The 15,659-nt window shown below is 65.4% G+C and carries 15 protein-coding genes; 14 read left to right on the plus strand and 1 reads right to left on the minus strand.

The genetic code is table 11. The annotated features are described in order from the left end of the window. Nucleotides 1-296 precede the first annotated feature (296 nt). Complete coding sequence (locus tag DMR_RS16935) at nucleotides 297-506, plus strand: hypothetical protein (RefSeq protein ID WP_015862212.1); 210 nt, start codon at nucleotides 297-299, stop codon at nucleotides 504-506. Next, entirely contained in the window at nucleotides 499-1,215 is a 717-nt protein-coding gene (locus DMR_RS16940; RefSeq protein ID WP_015862213.1) for a ubiquinone/menaquinone biosynthesis methyltransferase, read from the plus strand. The genes DMR_RS16935 and DMR_RS16940 overlap by 8 nt, the downstream gene beginning before the upstream one ends. A 109-nt stretch (nucleotides 1,216-1,324) precedes the next feature. On the opposite strand, the gene DMR_RS16945 is transcribed toward DMR_RS16940, so the two are convergent. Next, complete coding sequence (locus DMR_RS16945) at nucleotides 1,325-1,531, minus strand: DUF2065 domain-containing protein (RefSeq protein WP_006920120.1); 207 nt, start codon at nucleotides 1,529-1,531, stop codon at nucleotides 1,325-1,327. Between the two features lie 117 nt (nucleotides 1,532-1,648). Between DMR_RS16945 and DMR_RS16950 the strand changes: the two genes are divergently transcribed. The 12 genes from DMR_RS16950 to DMR_RS17005 all read left to right on the plus strand — a co-directional run bounded on the left by DMR_RS16950 (nucleotide 1,649) and on the right by DMR_RS17005 (nucleotide 15,657). Next, a complete protein-coding gene (locus DMR_RS16950; RefSeq protein ID WP_015862214.1) occupies nucleotides 1,649-2,962 on the plus strand; it encodes a nucleotide sugar dehydrogenase in 1,314 nt (437 codons plus the stop codon). Nucleotides 2,963-2,967: 5 nt separating this feature from the next. Beyond that, entirely contained in the window at nucleotides 2,968-3,765 is a 798-nt protein-coding gene (mqnB, locus tag DMR_RS16955; protein WP_015862215.1) for a futalosine hydrolase, read from the plus strand. A 111-nt stretch (nucleotides 3,766-3,876) separates the two neighbouring features. Next, nucleotides 3,877-4,692, plus strand: coding sequence for an MqnA/MqnD/SBP family protein (locus DMR_RS16960; protein WP_052279007.1), 816 nt, complete (start codon nucleotides 3,877-3,879; stop codon nucleotides 4,690-4,692). Between the two features lie 71 nt (nucleotides 4,693-4,763). Next, nucleotides 4,764-5,732, plus strand: a complete 969-nt coding sequence (locus DMR_RS16965; RefSeq protein WP_015862217.1) for a polyprenyl synthetase family protein — start codon at nucleotides 4,764-4,766, stop codon at nucleotides 5,730-5,732. Nucleotides 5,733-5,787: 55 nt separating this feature from the next. Beyond that, complete coding sequence (locus tag DMR_RS16970; RefSeq protein ID WP_015862218.1) at nucleotides 5,788-8,781, plus strand: AIR synthase-related protein; 2,994 nt, start codon at nucleotides 5,788-5,790, stop codon at nucleotides 8,779-8,781. A 388-nt stretch (nucleotides 8,782-9,169) separates the two neighbouring features. Then, complete coding sequence (locus tag DMR_RS16975) at nucleotides 9,170-9,661, plus strand: cytochrome c family protein (protein ID WP_015862219.1); 492 nt, start codon at nucleotides 9,170-9,172, stop codon at nucleotides 9,659-9,661. Nucleotides 9,662-9,758: 97 nt separating this feature from the next. Continuing rightward, complete coding sequence (locus tag DMR_RS16980) at nucleotides 9,759-11,774, plus strand: methyl-accepting chemotaxis protein (protein ID WP_015862220.1); 2,016 nt, start codon at nucleotides 9,759-9,761, stop codon at nucleotides 11,772-11,774. Nucleotides 11,775-12,185: 411 nt separating this feature from the next. Beyond that, nucleotides 12,186-12,344 carry a rubredoxin gene (gene rd / locus DMR_RS16985; RefSeq protein ID WP_006922553.1) on the plus strand — a complete coding sequence of 53 codons (159 nt, stop codon included), beginning with the start codon at nucleotides 12,186-12,188 and terminating at the stop codon, nucleotides 12,342-12,344. Between the two features lie 43 nt (nucleotides 12,345-12,387). Beyond that, nucleotides 12,388-13,596 carry an FprA family A-type flavoprotein gene (locus DMR_RS16990; protein ID WP_043601845.1) on the plus strand — a complete coding sequence of 403 codons (1,209 nt, stop codon included), beginning with the start codon at nucleotides 12,388-12,390 and terminating at the stop codon, nucleotides 13,594-13,596. Nucleotides 13,597-13,749: 153 nt separating this feature from the next. Continuing rightward, on the plus strand, nucleotides 13,750-14,199 hold the full coding sequence (locus DMR_RS16995; protein WP_015862222.1) for a PPC domain-containing DNA-binding protein: 450 nt from the start codon (nucleotides 13,750-13,752) through the stop codon (nucleotides 14,197-14,199). A 194-nt stretch (nucleotides 14,200-14,393) separates the two neighbouring features. Then, nucleotides 14,394-15,338 carry an IS110 family transposase gene (locus DMR_RS23730; RefSeq protein WP_148208341.1) on the plus strand — a complete coding sequence of 315 codons (945 nt, stop codon included), beginning with the start codon at nucleotides 14,394-14,396 and terminating at the stop codon, nucleotides 15,336-15,338. 133 nt (nucleotides 15,339-15,471) lie between these two features. Then, complete coding sequence (locus DMR_RS17005) at nucleotides 15,472-15,657, plus strand: hypothetical protein (RefSeq protein ID WP_015862223.1); 186 nt, start codon at nucleotides 15,472-15,474, stop codon at nucleotides 15,655-15,657. Nucleotides 15,658-15,659: the final 2 nt, after the last annotated feature.

Here is a 15,659-nt window from a genome sequence, read left to right on the forward strand (position 1 = left end):
CGACATGGGCATTGGCCGCGACAGCGGCCCCGGACGTTTCACCCGTTCCAGCCAGCCCCGGCCGACGGCCCAGCCCCCTGCCCCGCCCCTCGACGCGCCGGCCGCGCCGTGCTAGGGCCAGCGCAAAAAAGGGGAGTGCCTACCCTGGTTTTTCCCTTTTCCCGCCCGGCCCTTTGCCCTTGGACGGTCCAAGGCCATTTCCCCTTTAACCGGGCGGGTTTTTGCGCCAGCAAACGGGAGCCTTCCCGTCACCATAGGCGGCAGGCCGCGTGCCCGCCCCAAAGGACGCGACACCCATGGAAAAACGCGAGAACATGGCCCTGCAAGTGACCAAGGAAATCGTGGTCAAGTTCGTCGAGACCGGCCGCATCTCGCCCGGCAACTTCACCGAACACTTCGGCCCCATCTACGAAGAGGTGCTGCGGGTCATCAGCCGCAACGAAACGGCCGGGGAGACGCGCGAAAAAGTGCGGGTCATCGCCAAAGGCGGACAGGACAATGGCTGAGTTGCCCGTTCCCGGGGACAACCGCCGGGTGGCCGGCATGTTCGGCCGGGTGGCCGGCCGCTACGACCTGCTCAACCACCTGCTCTCGGCGGGGTTGGACATCGCCTGGCGTCGGGCCATGGTGCGGGCGCTTCTGGCCCCGGGACTGCCGCCCGGCCCCATCCTTGATCTGGCCGCCGGGACGCTGGACGTCTCCATCGCCATCGCCCGCCGCAGCGACCGGCCCATCCTGGCCGCCGACGTCTGCGAACCCATGCTGCGGGCGGGCCTGGGCAAGCTCGACACAGCCCTTGGCCGCCGCATCCACCCCACCGTGGCCGACGGCCGCGTGCTGCCGCTGCCCGACGCCTCGGTGGCCGGGGCCACCATCGCCTTTGGCATCCGCAACATCCGCCCGCGCCCCGAGGCTCTGGCCGAACTGGCCCGGGTCATCCGACCCGGCGGCCGGCTGGCCATCCTCGAATTCGGCACCGGCAAACGCCGCATGTGGGGGGGACTCTACAACTTCTACCTGCGCAACATCCTGCCGCGCATCGGCAAACTCATCTCCGGCGACGACGAAGCCTACCGCTACCTGGCCGCCACCATCAGCGAATTTCCCGAGGAATCCGTGCTGGCCGAAGAAATGCGCCAGGCCGGCTTCGCCTCCGTGGACTACCGCGCCATGGCCGGCGGTATCGTGTTTTTACATGCGGGAGTGAAAAAATAAGAATGCCTCCGGCGGCCAGGGCAGAAACAGCGCGCGCCGCAAAAGCGATGGGGGGTCCGGGGGCCTCAGGCCCCCGGCCGCCGGAGGCATCTTCCCTCTTCTCTCTTTTCTATCCACCCGTTCCACGCAAAAAAAACAACAGCGCCAGGCCGGACAGGATGGCGGTGAAGCCCAGTCCCCGCAGTTCGGATGGTTTGCGTTCGGACAGGGCGCGCAGCACGGTGGGCATTTTTTCGGCGGCCAGGAAATACGGCAGCCCTTCCAGGATGAAGGCGAGGCCTAGGCCGGTGAGGAAGAGTTTCCAGTCGAATTCCATCCGCCAAAGCTACGTTTTCGGCCGCGACATGTAAAGCCGTGCGTCTTGCCGGCTCCGGCGCTTTGCGCTATCGCGGCATCTGGCCCGTTGGGCCTTCCCTAAAAAGGAGCAACCCCATTGATCAGTTTTGAGGATATTCGCGCCAAAAAGGCCCCGGTGGCCGTTATCGGCCTCGGGTATGTCGGCCTGCCCCTGGCCGTGGCCCTGGCCCGCCATTTCGACGTGGTCGGTTTCGACGTCAAGGCCGCCCGGGTGGCCGAACTGCAGGCCGGCCGGGACAGCACGCTGGAAGTCTCGCCCGAGGAGATGGCCGAGGTCAGCCTGCGCTATACCTGCGATCCGGCCGATCTGACCGCCTGCAAGGTCTTCATCGTGGCCGTGCCCACGCCCATTAACGCCAACCGCGTGCCCGACCTCGGCCCGCTGGTCGGCGCGTCGCGGCTTTTGGGCCAGCACATCGGCGAAGGATCGGTGGTGGTCTACGAGTCCACGGTCTACCCGGGACTGACCGAGGAAGTCTGCGTGCCGCTTTTGGAAAAAGGTTCGGGCCTGTCCTGCGGCAAGGACTTTTTCGTGGGCTATTCGCCTGAGCGCATCAATCCCGGCGATAAGGTCCATACGCTTTCCACCGTGGTCAAGGTCGTGGCCGGCCAGACCCCGGAAGTGACCGATCTGCTGGCCGACCTGTACGGCTCGGTGGTCACGGCCGGCATCCACAAGGCCCCGTCCATCAAGGTGGCCGAGGCGGCCAAGGTCATCGAGAATACTCAGCGCGACATCAACATCGCGCTGATGAACGAGCTGTCGCTTATTTGCGAGCGCCTGGACATCGACACCGTCGACGTGCTTCGCGCCGCTGAAACGAAATGGAACTTCCTGCCGTTTCGCCCGGGGCTTGTGGGCGGCCACTGCATCGGCGTCGACCCCTACTATCTGCTCTACAAGGCCCAGAGCCTCAATCTGCATCCCCAGGTGATCCCGGCCGGCCGGCGCATCAACGACTCCATGGGCAAACATATCGCCGAAGTCGCCATCAAGATGCTCATCCGCTCCGAGTGCCGGGCCAGCTGCGCCCGCATCGGCGTGCTGGGACTCACCTTCAAGGAAAACGTGCCGGATCTGCGCAACACCAAGGTCGTGGACATCATCCGCGAGCTGGGCGATTTCCGCATGCACGTCCTGGTCCACGACCCCATGGCCTCCTCCGAGGAAGCCCTGGAGGAATACGGCCTGCCCCTGGTCGGCCAGGAAGAGCTGCGCGACCTTGACGCGCTGATTATCGCCGTCAACCACGACGCCTTCAAGGCGTTGTCCCTGGAAGAGCTGGCCACTTGGTTTCGGCCCACGGCCACGCCCATCCTCATCGACGTCAAGGGCATCCACGAACGCGCCGCGTCCGAGGCGGCCGGCTTCCGCTACTGGCGGCTGTAGGCCCCATGCCCCAATCCGTTTCGCCCCTCGGTCAGCCCTGCGCCCCGGCCCCTGGCCGGGACCGCCAAGGCGGTCCGGGGGGCGTCTCCCGTTTCCGGGCCGCCCCGGTGCTCCTGGCCCTGGCCACGGCCAAGGAATACCGCGCCGCGCTGTCGCCCCTGGGCGCGCCCGCCCCGCCGTCGCCCGGCCGCGCCGCCCCCTGGCGTCGCGGCGGCAGGGATTTTCTCGTGCTGGTCACGGGCGTGGGGCCGGTGGCCGCGGCCATGGCCGTGGGCCGGGCCATTGGCGAAGCCCGGGGCGAGCTGGCCGGGGTGGCCAACCTCGGCATCTGCGGCAGCTTTGACCTGGCCGCCGCCCCCCTGGGGGCCGTGACGGCGACAAACGCCGCCATCTTTCCCGAATACGGCCTGCGCGGCGACAACGGGGTCGAGGCCCGGGGCATCGCCTTTCCCCAGGCCGTCATCGACGGCTGCGACGTGTACGACCGCCTGGACCTCGACCCGGCCGGGGCTGCCACGGCCATGGGCCTGACCCTGCCGGCCGGCGCCGTGGCCGGGGCCTGCCTCACCGTGGCCGGGGTCACGGCCTCGGCGGCCCGAGAGGCGGCCCTGCGCGCCGCCTACGCCCCGCTTACCGAGGCCATGGAAGGCTTTGGCGCGGCCCTGGCAGCCGTTTGCGCCGGCCTGCCCTTTCTGGAGCTGCGAAGCGTGTCCAACCGCGTGGGCGCGCGCCCGCCAGACAGCTGGGACCTGCCCGGAGCCTTCGCCGCCCTGGGCCGGGCCGTTGCCATCCTCCTTGGCTAGTGTCGCGTCCATGAAAAGCGCTTGCGGCCTTTCTCGGGCAACAGACGAAAACCAGTAATTTTTCATAAAAGATACTGTCGTATTTTTTACGGGACGCACCGCGAGGCCGCCATGGACGCCGTCAGTTTCGCCATTTCCCCCTGCCCCAACGACGTGGTCATATTCGGGGCCGTCATCCTCGGCCGGGCCGGGCTGCCCGACCGCCGGGCGACCTTTGCCTTCGAGGACGTGGAGACTTTAAACGAGGCCGCCCTGGCCGGAACCTACGACGTGGTCAAGGTCTCGGCGGCCATGGCCGCGCCCCTGGCCGGGGACTACGCCGTGCTGTCCTCGGGCGGGGCCTTCGGCTTCGGGGCCGGCCCCAAGCTCGTCACGGCCAAGGGCTTTGCCGGCCGGCCCAGGACCGTGGCCGTGCCCGGACTGCGCACCACCGCCGCCACGCTTTTGCGGGCAGCCCTGGCCGAGGACCGGCCCGGGCTGCCCGTGCCCGACGCCGCTTTCCTGCCGGTGCGCTACGACGGCATTGTCGAGGCCGTGGCCTCGGGCCGGGCCGAGGCCGGACTGCTTATCCACGAAACCGCCCTGGCCGCCGCCGGCCACGGCCTTGCCGTCACCCTGGACCTCGGCGTTTGGTGGCAGGGGCAAATGCCCGACGTGCCGGTGCCCTTGGGCGTCATCCTGGCCAGAAAATCCTTGGGACACGAGCGCATCGCGGCCCTGGGCGCGCTTCTTCGCCAAAGCCTGATCACGGCCCGGGAGGAACCGGGCCTGGTCGCGCCCTTGGTGCGACTTTTCGCCCGGGAAATCGACCAGCAGGTCATCGACGCCCATATCAAGGCCTATGTGGGCGAACTCAGCCTGGACATGGGCGAGCTTGGCCGGGCCGCCCTGGCCCGATTGGCCGGGCTGGCCGAAGCGGGCAAATAGGGCGTCGCGACGCCATTTCCCGGCCGTGACCCCCTTGCCAGCCCCGGAGGATTGCTGATAAAGCCCGGCGGATGAGCGATATCGCGGACATTGTCAGTCGGGAAGTCCCGGCCATCAACCGGTACCTGGAAAGCGCCACCGAGACGCTCAATCCCATGGTCCAGCCGGTCGTGCGCCATGTGTTGCTGGCCGGAGGCAAGCGCCTGCGTCCGCTGCTCACCATCCTTACCGCCCGGGCCATGGGCTATCGGGCCGACGACGTTTATCCGTTGGCCTGTTCGCTGGAGTTTCTCCACTCGGCCACGCTTCTCCACGACGACATCCTGGACGGCGCGAAACTGCGCCGGGGCCGCGAATCGGCCCATGTCCGGTTCGGCTCCACCCACACCATCCTGGCCGGCGACGTGCTGCTGGCCCTGGCCAACCGCCTGGTCGCCGAATACGACAATCCCGAGCTGACGAAACTCCTTTCCGAAGCCCTGCTCCAGACCGCCACCGGCGAGATCCTCGAAATCGCCCACCTGCGCGACGTCGATCTGCCGCTCGATACCTATTTTTCCATCATCACCGGCAAGACCGCCTACCTGATCCAGGCCTCGTGCCAGTGCGGCGCGGTGCTGGCCGGCGCTTCGCCGCGGCTGATCCAGGCTGCCGCTGACCTCGGCCACCACATCGGCGTGGCCTTCCAGCTCGTGGACGACGCCCTGGACTATACCTCCCCGGCCACGGTCTCGGGCAAGCCCACGGGCGGCGACCTCAAGGAAGGCAAGGTCACCCTGCCGCTGCTGCTCTACCTGCAAGGCCTACCCTTTGAGGAGCGCCGCCGGCTGGCCGAGGACTTCCGCCAGGATCAGCTGTCGGCCGAGGACATCGAATATTTGCGCGGCAACGTCGTTGCCGGCGGACATGCCGAGAAGACCCGGGAAATGGCCGGCGAATCCCTGGCCAAGGCCCAGGCCGCCCTGGCCAAGTTCCCGCCTTCCCCCGAAGCCGAACTGATCGGCGACGTCCTGGCTCCCATGCTCGCCCGGGACAAATAGGACCGCGTCCGCCGGCCTGTCCGCTCACCTTTGACCTCATAACGGAAGGAACGCCATGCTCAGTCGCGTCGCCGTGGGCCTGCGCCCAAGCGTCCGGGACGTGGTCGGCCAGCGCGTGGCCGGCAAGATCCAAAGCGAACTCCACCTGCCGGTCAGCGCCGTCTCCATCGTCAAGATTTTCACCATCGACGGCCTGGACCCCAGCGCCGTCGAGGCCGTCATCGCGGCCGGCGTGCTCCACGATCCCGTGGTCCAAACCGCCTCGGCCGCGCCCATCACCCCCGCCGTCCCGGCCGACTGGGTCATCGAGGTGAGCTTTCGCCCCGGCGTCACCGACAACGAGGCCCGCACGGCCAAGGAAGCCATCGCCCTGGCCCTGGGCCTGGACGAGGCCGGCCGCAAGGGACTTGCCGTCTACACCGGCGTCCAATACCACATCGCCGGCCTGGCCGACCAGGCCGCCGCCGAACACGTGGCCCTGGACCTGTTGGCCAACGACCTGCTCCAGCGCCATGACGTGAAATCCGCCGCGCAGTGGACCGCCGAGCCGGGGTTCCCGGCCCGCACGGCCAAGGTCACGGGCAAGGCCGATTCCACTGTGGAAGTGCCTGACCTGTTCAACATGACCGAGGAGCAGATGCTCACCCTGGGCCGTGAGCGCACGCTCGCCCTGTCCCTGGACGAGTGGTGGGCCATCCGCGCTTATTTCGGCCTGCCCGGCTTCAAGGTTCGCCGCGTGTCCTGGGGACTCATCCACAACCCCACCGATGTGGAACTCGAATGCCTGGCCCAGACCTGGTCCGAGCACTGCAAGCACAAGATATTTAGCGCCGACATCACCTACGTCGACAACGAGACCGGCCGGACCGAAGTCATTTCCAGCCTGTACAAGAGCTACATCCAGCGCTCCACCGCCGACATCCGGGCGGCCCTGGGCGAAAACGACTTTTGCCTGTCCGTGTTCTCCGACAACGCCGGCGTGGTCAAATTCACCGAAAACCTCAATTTGTGCATCAAGGTGGAGACCCACAACAGCCCCTCGGCCCTGGACCCCTACGGCGGCGCGCTCACCGGCATCGTCGGCGTCAACCGCGACCCCATGGGCACGGGCATCGGGGCCAATCTGCTGTGCAACACCGACGTCTTCTGCTTCGCCTCGCCCTTCCACGAAGGTACATTGCCCCCGCGCCTGCTCCATCCCCGCCGGGTGCTTGAAGGCGTGCGCGAGGGCGTGGAACACGGCGGCAACAAGTCCGGCGTGCCCACGGTCAACGGCTCCATCGTTTTCGACGAGCGCTTCCTCGGCAAGCCGCTGGTGTTCTGCGGTACCGTGGGCATGTTGCCGGCGACCATCAACGGCAAGCCCAGCCACGTCAAGAAGGCCCTGCCCGGCGACTACATCGTCATGGTCGGCGGCCGCATCGGCAAGGACGGCATCCACGGCGCGACGTTTTCCTCCGAGGAGCTCCACGAAGGCTCCCCGGCCACGGCCGTGCAGATCGGCGACCCCATCACCCAGCGCCGCATGTACGACTGCCTCATGCGCGCCCGGGACATGGGGCTGTACAACGCCATCACCGACAACGGGGCCGGCGGTTTGTCGAGTTCCGTGGGCGAAATGGCCCAGGACGCCGGCGGCTGCGAGCTCTACCTCGACCGCGCCCCGCTCAAGTACGACGGGCTCGTCCCCTGGGAGATCTTTACCTCCGAGGCCCAGGAGCGCATGACCCTGGCCGTGCCGCCCGACAAGTTCGCCGACTTCATGCGGCTGGCCAAGGAAATGGGCGTCGAGGCCACGGAACTGGGCAACTTCACCAATTCCGGCTATCTGCGCGTCTACTACGGCCAGCGCACTGTCGCCTACATCGACATGGACTTCCTCCACGGCGGCACCCCGCGCATGGCGCTTAGAGCCGAATGGACCCGTCCGGTCATCGCCCGCACCGAGCCGAAGCTGCCGGCCGAGGGCCACGGCGCGCTGCTGAAACGGATGCTGGGACGGCTCAACATCTGCAGCAAGGAATACGTGGTTCGCCAGTACGACCACGAAGTCAAGGGCGGCTCGGCCGTCAAGCCCATGGTGGGCGTGCGCCGCGACGGCCCGTCCGATGCGGGCGTCTTGCGGCCGGTGCTGTCGCGTCCCGAGGGCGTAGCCCTGTCCCATGGCATCTGCCCGCGCTATTCGGACATCGACGCCTACTGGATGATGGCCGCGGCCATCGACGAGGCCGTGCGCGGGGCCGTGGCCGTCGGGGCCGACCCCGACCGGCTGGCCGGCGTGGACAACTTCTGCTGGTGCGACCCCGTCGAGTCCGAAAAGACCCCGGACGGCCGCTACAAGCTGGCCCAGCTGGTGCGGGCCAACAAGGCCCTGGCCCACTTCTGCCGGGCGTTTATGACGCCTTGCGTGTCGGGCAAGGACTCCATGAAAAACGACTACTCCGGCGGCGGGGCCAAGATCTCCATTCCGCCCACGGTGCTGTTCTCCGTCATGGGCTTCGTGCCCGACGTCAGCCGGGTGGTCACCTCCGACTTCAAGAACGCCGGTGATCTCGTCTATGTGCTGGGCGCGACCCATGCCGAACTCGGCGCTTCGGAACTGGCCGGCGAGCTGGGGTTCACCTCCCCCGACGTGCCGCAGGTCGAGGCCGTCTCGGCCCGGCGGCGCTACAAGACGCTGCACGACGCCATGATGACGGGTCTGGTCTCGGCCTGTCACGACTGCTCCGACGGCGGTCTGGCCGTGGCCCTGGCCGAAATGGCCATCGGCGGCCGGCTCGGGGCCGATCTAGATTGCGACGCCGCCCCGGGCGCGCGCGGCCTGACCGACCTGGAACTGCTCTACAGCGAATCCGCCAGCCGTCTGGTGGTCACCGTCGCGTCGGAAAACCAGGCCGCCTTCGAGACGCTCTTTGCCGGCCAGCCTTGCGGCCTGCTCGGGAGCGTTACCCAGGCCCCGGAGCTGACCCTTCGCCGGGGCAAGGCAGTCCTTTGCGCCGAACCGGCCGAGGAGCTGGCCAGGGCCTTCAAGGCCACCCTGGACTGGTAGCCGGTCCCCTCGTGTCGCGTCCCTTAAAAAATACGACAGTATTTTTTAAGAAAAATAAATGGTTTTAGTCATTTAACAGTAAACTGCTACATGCGCTTTTCGCGGACGCGACACTAGCCCCCTGACACGCCAAACGCCGGGAGAGCCGCTCTCCCGGCGTTTTTTCGTGGTCCGCCAAGGACGGGCTGCCCTCCCCTTGGGTCGCGCCGACCGCCGCCCGGCGGGTCGGCCGAGCCTGGCCAAAGGGCCGGCTGCGGCCGTTTGGCCCTTAAACACGATTTGCCGCCGGCCAATGACTTCCCCGCCATTCTGAAAACCGTATTGCCTCTTTGCTGTTCCTCTGTTATCTTAAGCGGTAATCTTCCCACCTCAACACGAGGAGACCGCAATGGTCCGTTGGCGTGCCTGGACTCTGGCATTGCTCACGGCGGGTCTATGCGCCTGCCCAATCGGAACTGCAACGTTTGTCCCTCTCGCCGCCGCCCAGGCCCAGGCGACTTATGTCGGTTCCAAAGCCTGCATGGCCTGCCATCCCAAGGAATACGAATCCTATTCCAAGTATTCCAAAAAAGCCCATTCCTCCCAGTCGGTCAAGATCATGGCCCCCAAGCTCACGCCCGAGGAATTAAACGGCTGCTTCGCCTGCCACGCCACAGGCTACGGCCAGCCCGGCGGCTTCGTGAGCTTCGAGAAAACCCCGGAACTGGCCGACGCCGGCTGCGAGGTCTGCCACGGCCCGGGTTCGGCCCATGCCGATTCCGGCGGCGATCCGGGGCTGATCCGGTCCAAGCTGGCCATGAGCGAGTGCGAGCGTTGCCACAACGCCGAGCGGGTGCGCTCGTTTAATTTCAAGCCCATGCTGTTTGCCGGGGCGCACTGATCCGGCCGGGCAGGCCCGCCAGGGCCGTCGCAACCGTCCCCTTCCCGTCCCGTCGCCGGCCGCCGCCGGCCGGGACCGCCACACAAGGAGTCCGGCAATGATCGACGTGGTTTCGCGCTCCCTGGGTCTTAAGGTGTTGCTCCTGGTCTCGGGTCTGACCATCGCCGCCTTTGCCGGCCTGTTTCTGGCCAACGCCCACTGGCAGCGCCAGGGGACCGTGGACATGGTCGACCGCTCGGCCCGCAAGACCAGCGACATGCTGCGCATGGCCATCGAGGAACCCATGCGTCTGGGCAAGAACGCCGAAACCGCCGCCCAGTTCGCCAAGACCGCCAGCGCCCACGCCGACATCCGGGCCTTTCTCACCGATTTTAGGGGCAACGTGACCTACGCCACCGACCCGGCCGCCGCGCGCCAGGACATGGACCGCCTCGCCCCGGACGCCGCTGTCGCGGCCATGGTCAAAAAGGCCCTGGCCGGCGACTACCACGGCGGCGAGATCCTTCCCTGGGCCGGCAAGCCTTCCTTCGTGGCCGTGAGTTCCGTCACCAACGAACCGGCCTGCCACCACTGCCACGGCGCGTCCAAGCCCATCCTCGGGGCCATGGTGGTGGTCCAGGACGTCAGCCCGGAAATGGCCCGGCTGGCCGGCGACCAGTGGAAGGCGGCCGGCGTCTCAGTGGCCGGGCTGGTCTCCCTGCTGGCCGCCCTGCTCCTTTTCATGAAGTTCGCCGTGGTCACCCGGGTCAAGCACATCGCCGGCCTGTCCTCGCAAATCGCCGCCGGCTCCCTGGACCTCACCTTCGCCGATCCGGGCAAGGACGAAATCGCCGCCCTGGCCGCCAATCTCTCGGCCATGGTCGGGGCCATGAAGGACCAGCTCGAATACAACCGAGGCATCTTAAACGGCGTCATCATCCCCATCTTCGTGGCCGACCGGGAGCGCCGTTTCGAATTCGTCAACACGCCGCTCACCGGCATCCTCGGCAAGGACGCCTCGGCCATGCTCGGCAAGCCCGTCACCGACAGCTTCATGCGCGAGGACGGCCGCTCGGGCTGCGCCGCCGTGCTCGAAACCGGCCAGTGCGCCAGCGGGTTCACCCGGTTCACCCGTTCCGACGGCCAGGTTTTTCCGCTGCACTACGAGATTTCGCCGCTCAAAAACGCCTCGGGCGCGGTGGTCGGCGTCATCGGCGTACTCATCGACCTCACCCAGGAAGAACGCGACAAGGACCACATCAAGGCCCAGCGCGAAAAGCTCCTGACCGTAGCCGACGAGGTCACCTCGGTGGCCCGGGAGCTGTCCGACGCCTCGGACGTCTTAAGCGCCCGCATGGAGGAGCTGACCACCGGCGTGGCCAACACCGCCCGGGAAACCGAACGCGTGGCCACGGCCATGGAGGAAATGAACGCCACGGTCATGGAAGTGGCGAAAAACGCTGGCGACACGGCCCGGGCCTCGGACGAGGCCAGCCGCGAGGCCTCGGCCGGCGGGCGCGAGGTGGAGCAGACCGTGGAGGAAACCCGCAAGGTCTCCCGGCGCACCGCCGATCTGGCCGCCTCCCTGGGCCAGCTGGAAACCCGGGCGGAAAACATCGGCCAGGTGCTCTCGGTCATTGGCGACATCGCCGACCAGACCAATCTGCTGGCCTTGAATGCCGCCATCGAGGCGGCCCGGGCCGGCGACGCCGGACGCGGCTTTGCCGTGGTGGCCGACGAGGTCAGAAAGCTCGCCGAAAAGACCATGCACGCCACCACCGAAGTGGCCGCCGCCGTGGGCGAGATCCAGACCAGCACCCGGCAGGCCGTCTCGGGCATGGACGAAACCAAGGCCCGGGTGGAGCGCACCGCCGACATGGCCGAAGGTTCCGGCGCGGTGCTCGGGCGCATTGTGGATCAGGCCGGGCGCATCGCCGACATGGTGCGCAACATCGCCACCGCCTCGGAACAGCAGTCGGCCACCAGCGAGGAAGTCTCGTCCAGCGTGGCCCACATCAACGAACTCTCCCAGGACCTCACCAGCCGCATCGCCGAAGCCGGCGAGCGCATCCGCGAAGTCCGCTCCATGGCCAACCACCTGGCCAAACTCGTGGAACAGTTCCGGGAGGGCTAGGCCGCGCCGCGTCCACCAAGAGGATCGTATTTTCAGGAAACACAGAGCCTTTCATCGGTTGTCCCTCAAACGGCTCCGCGCCTTGCCAGGACGCGGCACAAGGACAGGGGCGGCCACAAAACAAAAACGATGCCGTCAAAAGGCTGTCCTCCGGGCCGGCCGGCCTTGACAATTTGGGGTAAACTAAAGGATAGACTTGTCCGTGCGTGACCGCTATTTTCGGTCACGCGTCCTGTCGGCAAGGCCGATCCGTGACGCGATTCCGTGGCGTTTGGCCCCAAGGCTTCAGTCGCGCCGCCGGAAACATGACCTTGTTGCCGCTCAGGCAAGGGCGCCTTCACGGCGGACCCGGCGCTGAGGGCAAATAAGGATCGCCAAGCCGGCCAACCTCAATGACGGAGAACGAACATCATGGATAAATACGAGTGCAGCATCTGCGGTTACGTGTATGATCCCGCCGCCGGCGACCCCGACAATGGCGTGGCCCCCGGCACCAAGTTCGAAGACGTCTCCGAGGACTGGGTCTGCCCGGTCTGCGGCGCGCCCAAAAGCGAATTCAACAAAGCCTAACGCGCCTGCGCCGCTTTTTTAGTGCGGCGATTCGAGGATGTACATGCGACCTGTCGCCATTTGCGAGGGCGTCTACTGGGTCGGAGCCGTCGATTGGGAATGCCGTGACTTCCACGGCTACATGACGGCCCCCACCGGGACGACCTACAACGCCTTTTTGGTCAAGGACGAGAAAATCGCCCTGTTCGATTCGGTCAAGGCCGGCCACGGCAACGAAATGCTCTGCCGCCTGGCCCATCTGGTCAAACCCGAGGACGTCGATTACCTCATCGTCAACCACGTGGAAATGGACCACTCGGGCGAGCTGCCCGAACTCGTGGCCCGCACCAAGCCGGAAAAGATCTTCACCTCGCCCATGGGCGAACGGGCGCTCAAGGCCCACTTCGACTGCGCCGACTGGCCCATCGAAGTGGTGAAGACCGGCTCCACCATCTCGCTCGGCAAGCGTACCCTGCAGTTCCTGGAAACCCGGATGCTCCACTGGCCCGACAACATGGCCACGTTCATCCCCGAAGACGGCGTGCTCATCTCCTCCGACGCCTTCGGCCAGAACTGGGCCACCTCCGAGCGCTTCGCCGACGAAGTGGACAAGCATCTGCTCCAAAAGCAGCTCGACCGCTACTTCGCCAACATCGTCCTGCCCTTTTGCCCCATCGCCCAGAAGACCATCGAGACCATCGAGTCCATGGGCCTGAAAATCAACGCCGTCTGTCCGGACCATGGACTGATGTTCCGCACCCCGGAAGACGTCGCCTGGGTCATTTCCCGCTACAAGGAACTGGCCGCCCAGAAGCAGAAGAAAAAGGCCGTGCTGGTCTTCGACACCATGTGGCACTCCACCGAGCGCATGGCCCACGCCATCGCCACCGGGCTGGCCGAACACGGCGTGTCGTTCAAGCTCATGAACCTCCACGCCTTTGACCATTCCGACGTCATGGAAGAGGTCTGGGACGCGGCGGCGGTGTTTGTGGGTTCCGCCACCCACAACAACGGCATGTTGCCCAAGGTGGCGGACATGCTGACCTACATGAAGGGCCTCAAGCCCAAGGGCAAGCTCGGCGGAGCGTTTGGCTCCTACGGCTGGAGCGGCGAAGCGGTCAAGGACATCGCCGGCTGGCTTAGCGAGATGGGCATGGAAATGCCCGTCGATCCCGTGCGGCTGCTCTTCGTGCCCACCCACGAGCAGCTCGCCGTCTGCGTGGAGATGGGCCGCACCATCGGCAAGCTGATCAACGAGCGCGTCGGCGAATAACGACCGCGTTTACGTCAAGAGAAATGGCAGGGGCCGTCCTTTTGGGGCGGCCCCTTTTTATTGGTCGCCCCCGCCCTTGCCCGCCGCCGGCCCCGGCGCTACAAAAGCCCGTCGCCACCCCGGCGACCATCCGCATCCGCTAAAGGAGCCGCCATGATCGTTTCCGAAGGCCGCCTCGGCCGCGTGTTCGTGCTGCGACTGGGCGACGGCGACCGACTGCCCGACGCCATCGAGGATTTCGCCCGCACCCGGGGCGTCGAAGCCGCCCTCGTCGCCGCCCTGGGCGGCCTGGAAAACGGCCGCCTCGTCACCGGCCCCGAAGACGGCCGCACCATGCCGCCAACCGCCATGCTCACCGCCATCGACGCCGTCCACGAAGCCGCCGCCGTCGGCACCCTCTTCCCCGGCCCGGACGGCACCCCGCGTCTGCACATGCACGCCGCCCTGGGCCGCAAGGGCGAAACCAAAACCGGCTGCGTACGCCCCGGCCTCGATGTCTGGAAAATCTTCGAAGTCGTGGTCATCGAAATCACCGGCACCGACCTCGCCCGCGCCAAAGACCCCGAAACCGGCTTCGAACTACTCGGCCGCAAGCACGGTTGAAATAGAAGAGAAGATGCCTTGTATGTTTCCCCATCGAGGTTAGCTTGATGGGGTCAAGGGGACGATAGGTCGAAATTGCCTTGAGTTTTAAGCTCGAGCCGGAGCCATGATCGTCGTCCCCTTCTTCCATGAAGCCCGAACCGTTGCTTGGGCTAAGAGCCCGTATCACAAGGCTGGGTACTGGAGGAATGTACATGGCTGCTGACTGTTTCATCGGAATTGATGTCTCTAAGGAAACTCTTGCTGTCCACACGCTTCCTGACGGAAATGACTTTCAATTTGTTAACGACCCCGATGGTATAAAAGCTATCTGCAGGAAATTTTCAAAATTTCGTCCAAAGCTTATTATCATCGAGGCGACTGGCGGCCTTCAAATTCCTGTTGCCACGGCATTGAGTCTCAAGAAATTCCCCGTTGTAGTCATCAATCCCCGCCAGGCTCGGGATTTTGCGCGAGCTAAAGGACGGCTGGCTAAAACAGACAAGATTGACGCTGAGATTCTTGCTCTTTTTGGCAAGCAGATGGAGCCTGAAGTACGCCCTCTGAAGGACGAGCAAGCGCAAGAAATGAGTTCGCTAATGTCCAGGCGCAACCAACTCATTCGAATGCTTGTCATGGAAAAAAATCGTTTTACTCGTGCTTATGGCTCGGTAAGAGCAGATATAGAGAAGAATATTGACTGGCTTGAGGAACGATTGTCTGAGATCGACACGCATCTTGGCACAGTAGTACGAGCGAGTCCGATTTGGCGTGAGCGAGACAATTTGCTCCGGAGCGTCCCTGGAGTCGGAGATGTCCTATCAAGGTCGCTCCTTTCCAATCTGCCTGAGCTTGGAACGTTGAATCGTCGGGAGATCGCTGCTCTTGTTGGGGTTGCCCCTTTGAATTGTGACAGCGGAAAGCGTCGAGGAAAACGTCGTGTATGGGGAGGTCGAAGTGATGTTCGATCTGTATTATATATGGCTGTCTTGTCAGCTAAAAAATACAATCCCGTCATACGTGATTTTTACAATCGCCTCAAGGAAGCCGGCAAACCACATAAAGTCGCCGCAGTTGCTTCGATGCGAAAGTTGATAACGATTTTGAATGCAATGGTGCGATCCGGGCAACCGTGGGGACAGTACGCACACGCGGCGTAGATCCCTGATTATCGGTTGACTCAGAACACCGTTGCTCCGGCGGCCGGGGGCCTGAGGCCCCCGGACCCCCCGATTGAAGAAAATCGTAAAGGGGATGCGTCTTCGCACACCGTCCCTTCGTATGGAGTACACAATGCGCCTTGCCGCCTGCTGCGCCGCCCTGGCCCTGATGCTCACCGCGTCGCTGTTCGTTCTCTCACGGGCCATGCCCGCCGAAGCCTTCACCGCCTACAGCCAGGAACTCGCCGTCAATCCCCAAAGCTGCATCGGCTGCGGCTGCCCGGCCTGCCCGAGTTGCAGTTGCGTGCGGTGTGGATAATA

This window comes from Solidesulfovibrio magneticus RS-1, from assembly GCF_000010665.1.
In the GTDB taxonomy this organism is placed as follows: Bacteria; Desulfobacterota; Desulfovibrionia; order Desulfovibrionales; family Desulfovibrionaceae; genus Solidesulfovibrio; species Solidesulfovibrio magneticus.

What these genes read in the sequence shown, in the direction of transcription:
- mqnB (WP_015862215.1), top strand. Translation starts at nt 2,968, where the DNA reads ATGCCCCAATCCGTTTCGCCCCTCGGTCAGCCCTGCGCCCCGGCCCCT.
- DMR_RS16995 (WP_015862222.1), top strand. Translation starts at nt 13,750, where the DNA reads ATGATCGTTTCCGAAGGCCGCCTCGGCCGCGTGTTCGTGCTGCGACTG.
- DMR_RS16980 (WP_015862220.1), top strand. Translation starts at nt 9,759, where the DNA reads ATGATCGACGTGGTTTCGCGCTCCCTGGGTCTTAAGGTGTTGCTCCTG.
- rd (WP_006922553.1), top strand. Translation starts at nt 12,186, where the DNA reads ATGGATAAATACGAGTGCAGCATCTGCGGTTACGTGTATGATCCCGCC.
- DMR_RS16935 (WP_015862212.1), top strand. Translation starts at nt 297, where the DNA reads ATGGAAAAACGCGAGAACATGGCCCTGCAAGTGACCAAGGAAATCGTG.
- DMR_RS23730 (WP_148208341.1), top strand. Translation starts at nt 14,394, where the DNA reads ATGGCTGCTGACTGTTTCATCGGAATTGATGTCTCTAAGGAAACTCTT.
- DMR_RS16970 (WP_015862218.1), top strand. Translation starts at nt 5,788, where the DNA reads ATGCTCAGTCGCGTCGCCGTGGGCCTGCGCCCAAGCGTCCGGGACGTG.
- DMR_RS16990 (WP_043601845.1), top strand. Translation starts at nt 12,388, where the DNA reads ATGCGACCTGTCGCCATTTGCGAGGGCGTCTACTGGGTCGGAGCCGTC.
- DMR_RS16965 (WP_015862217.1), top strand. Translation starts at nt 4,764, where the DNA reads ATGAGCGATATCGCGGACATTGTCAGTCGGGAAGTCCCGGCCATCAAC.
- DMR_RS16975 (WP_015862219.1), top strand. Translation starts at nt 9,170, where the DNA reads ATGGTCCGTTGGCGTGCCTGGACTCTGGCATTGCTCACGGCGGGTCTA.
- DMR_RS17005 (WP_015862223.1), top strand. Translation starts at nt 15,472, where the DNA reads ATGCGCCTTGCCGCCTGCTGCGCCGCCCTGGCCCTGATGCTCACCGCG.
- DMR_RS16945 (WP_006920120.1), bottom strand. Translation starts at nt 1,531, where the DNA reads ATGGAATTCGACTGGAAACTCTTCCTCACCGGCCTAGGCCTCGCCTTC.
- DMR_RS16960 (WP_052279007.1), top strand. Translation starts at nt 3,877, where the DNA reads ATGGACGCCGTCAGTTTCGCCATTTCCCCCTGCCCCAACGACGTGGTC.
- DMR_RS16940 (WP_015862213.1), top strand. Translation starts at nt 499, where the DNA reads ATGGCTGAGTTGCCCGTTCCCGGGGACAACCGCCGGGTGGCCGGCATG.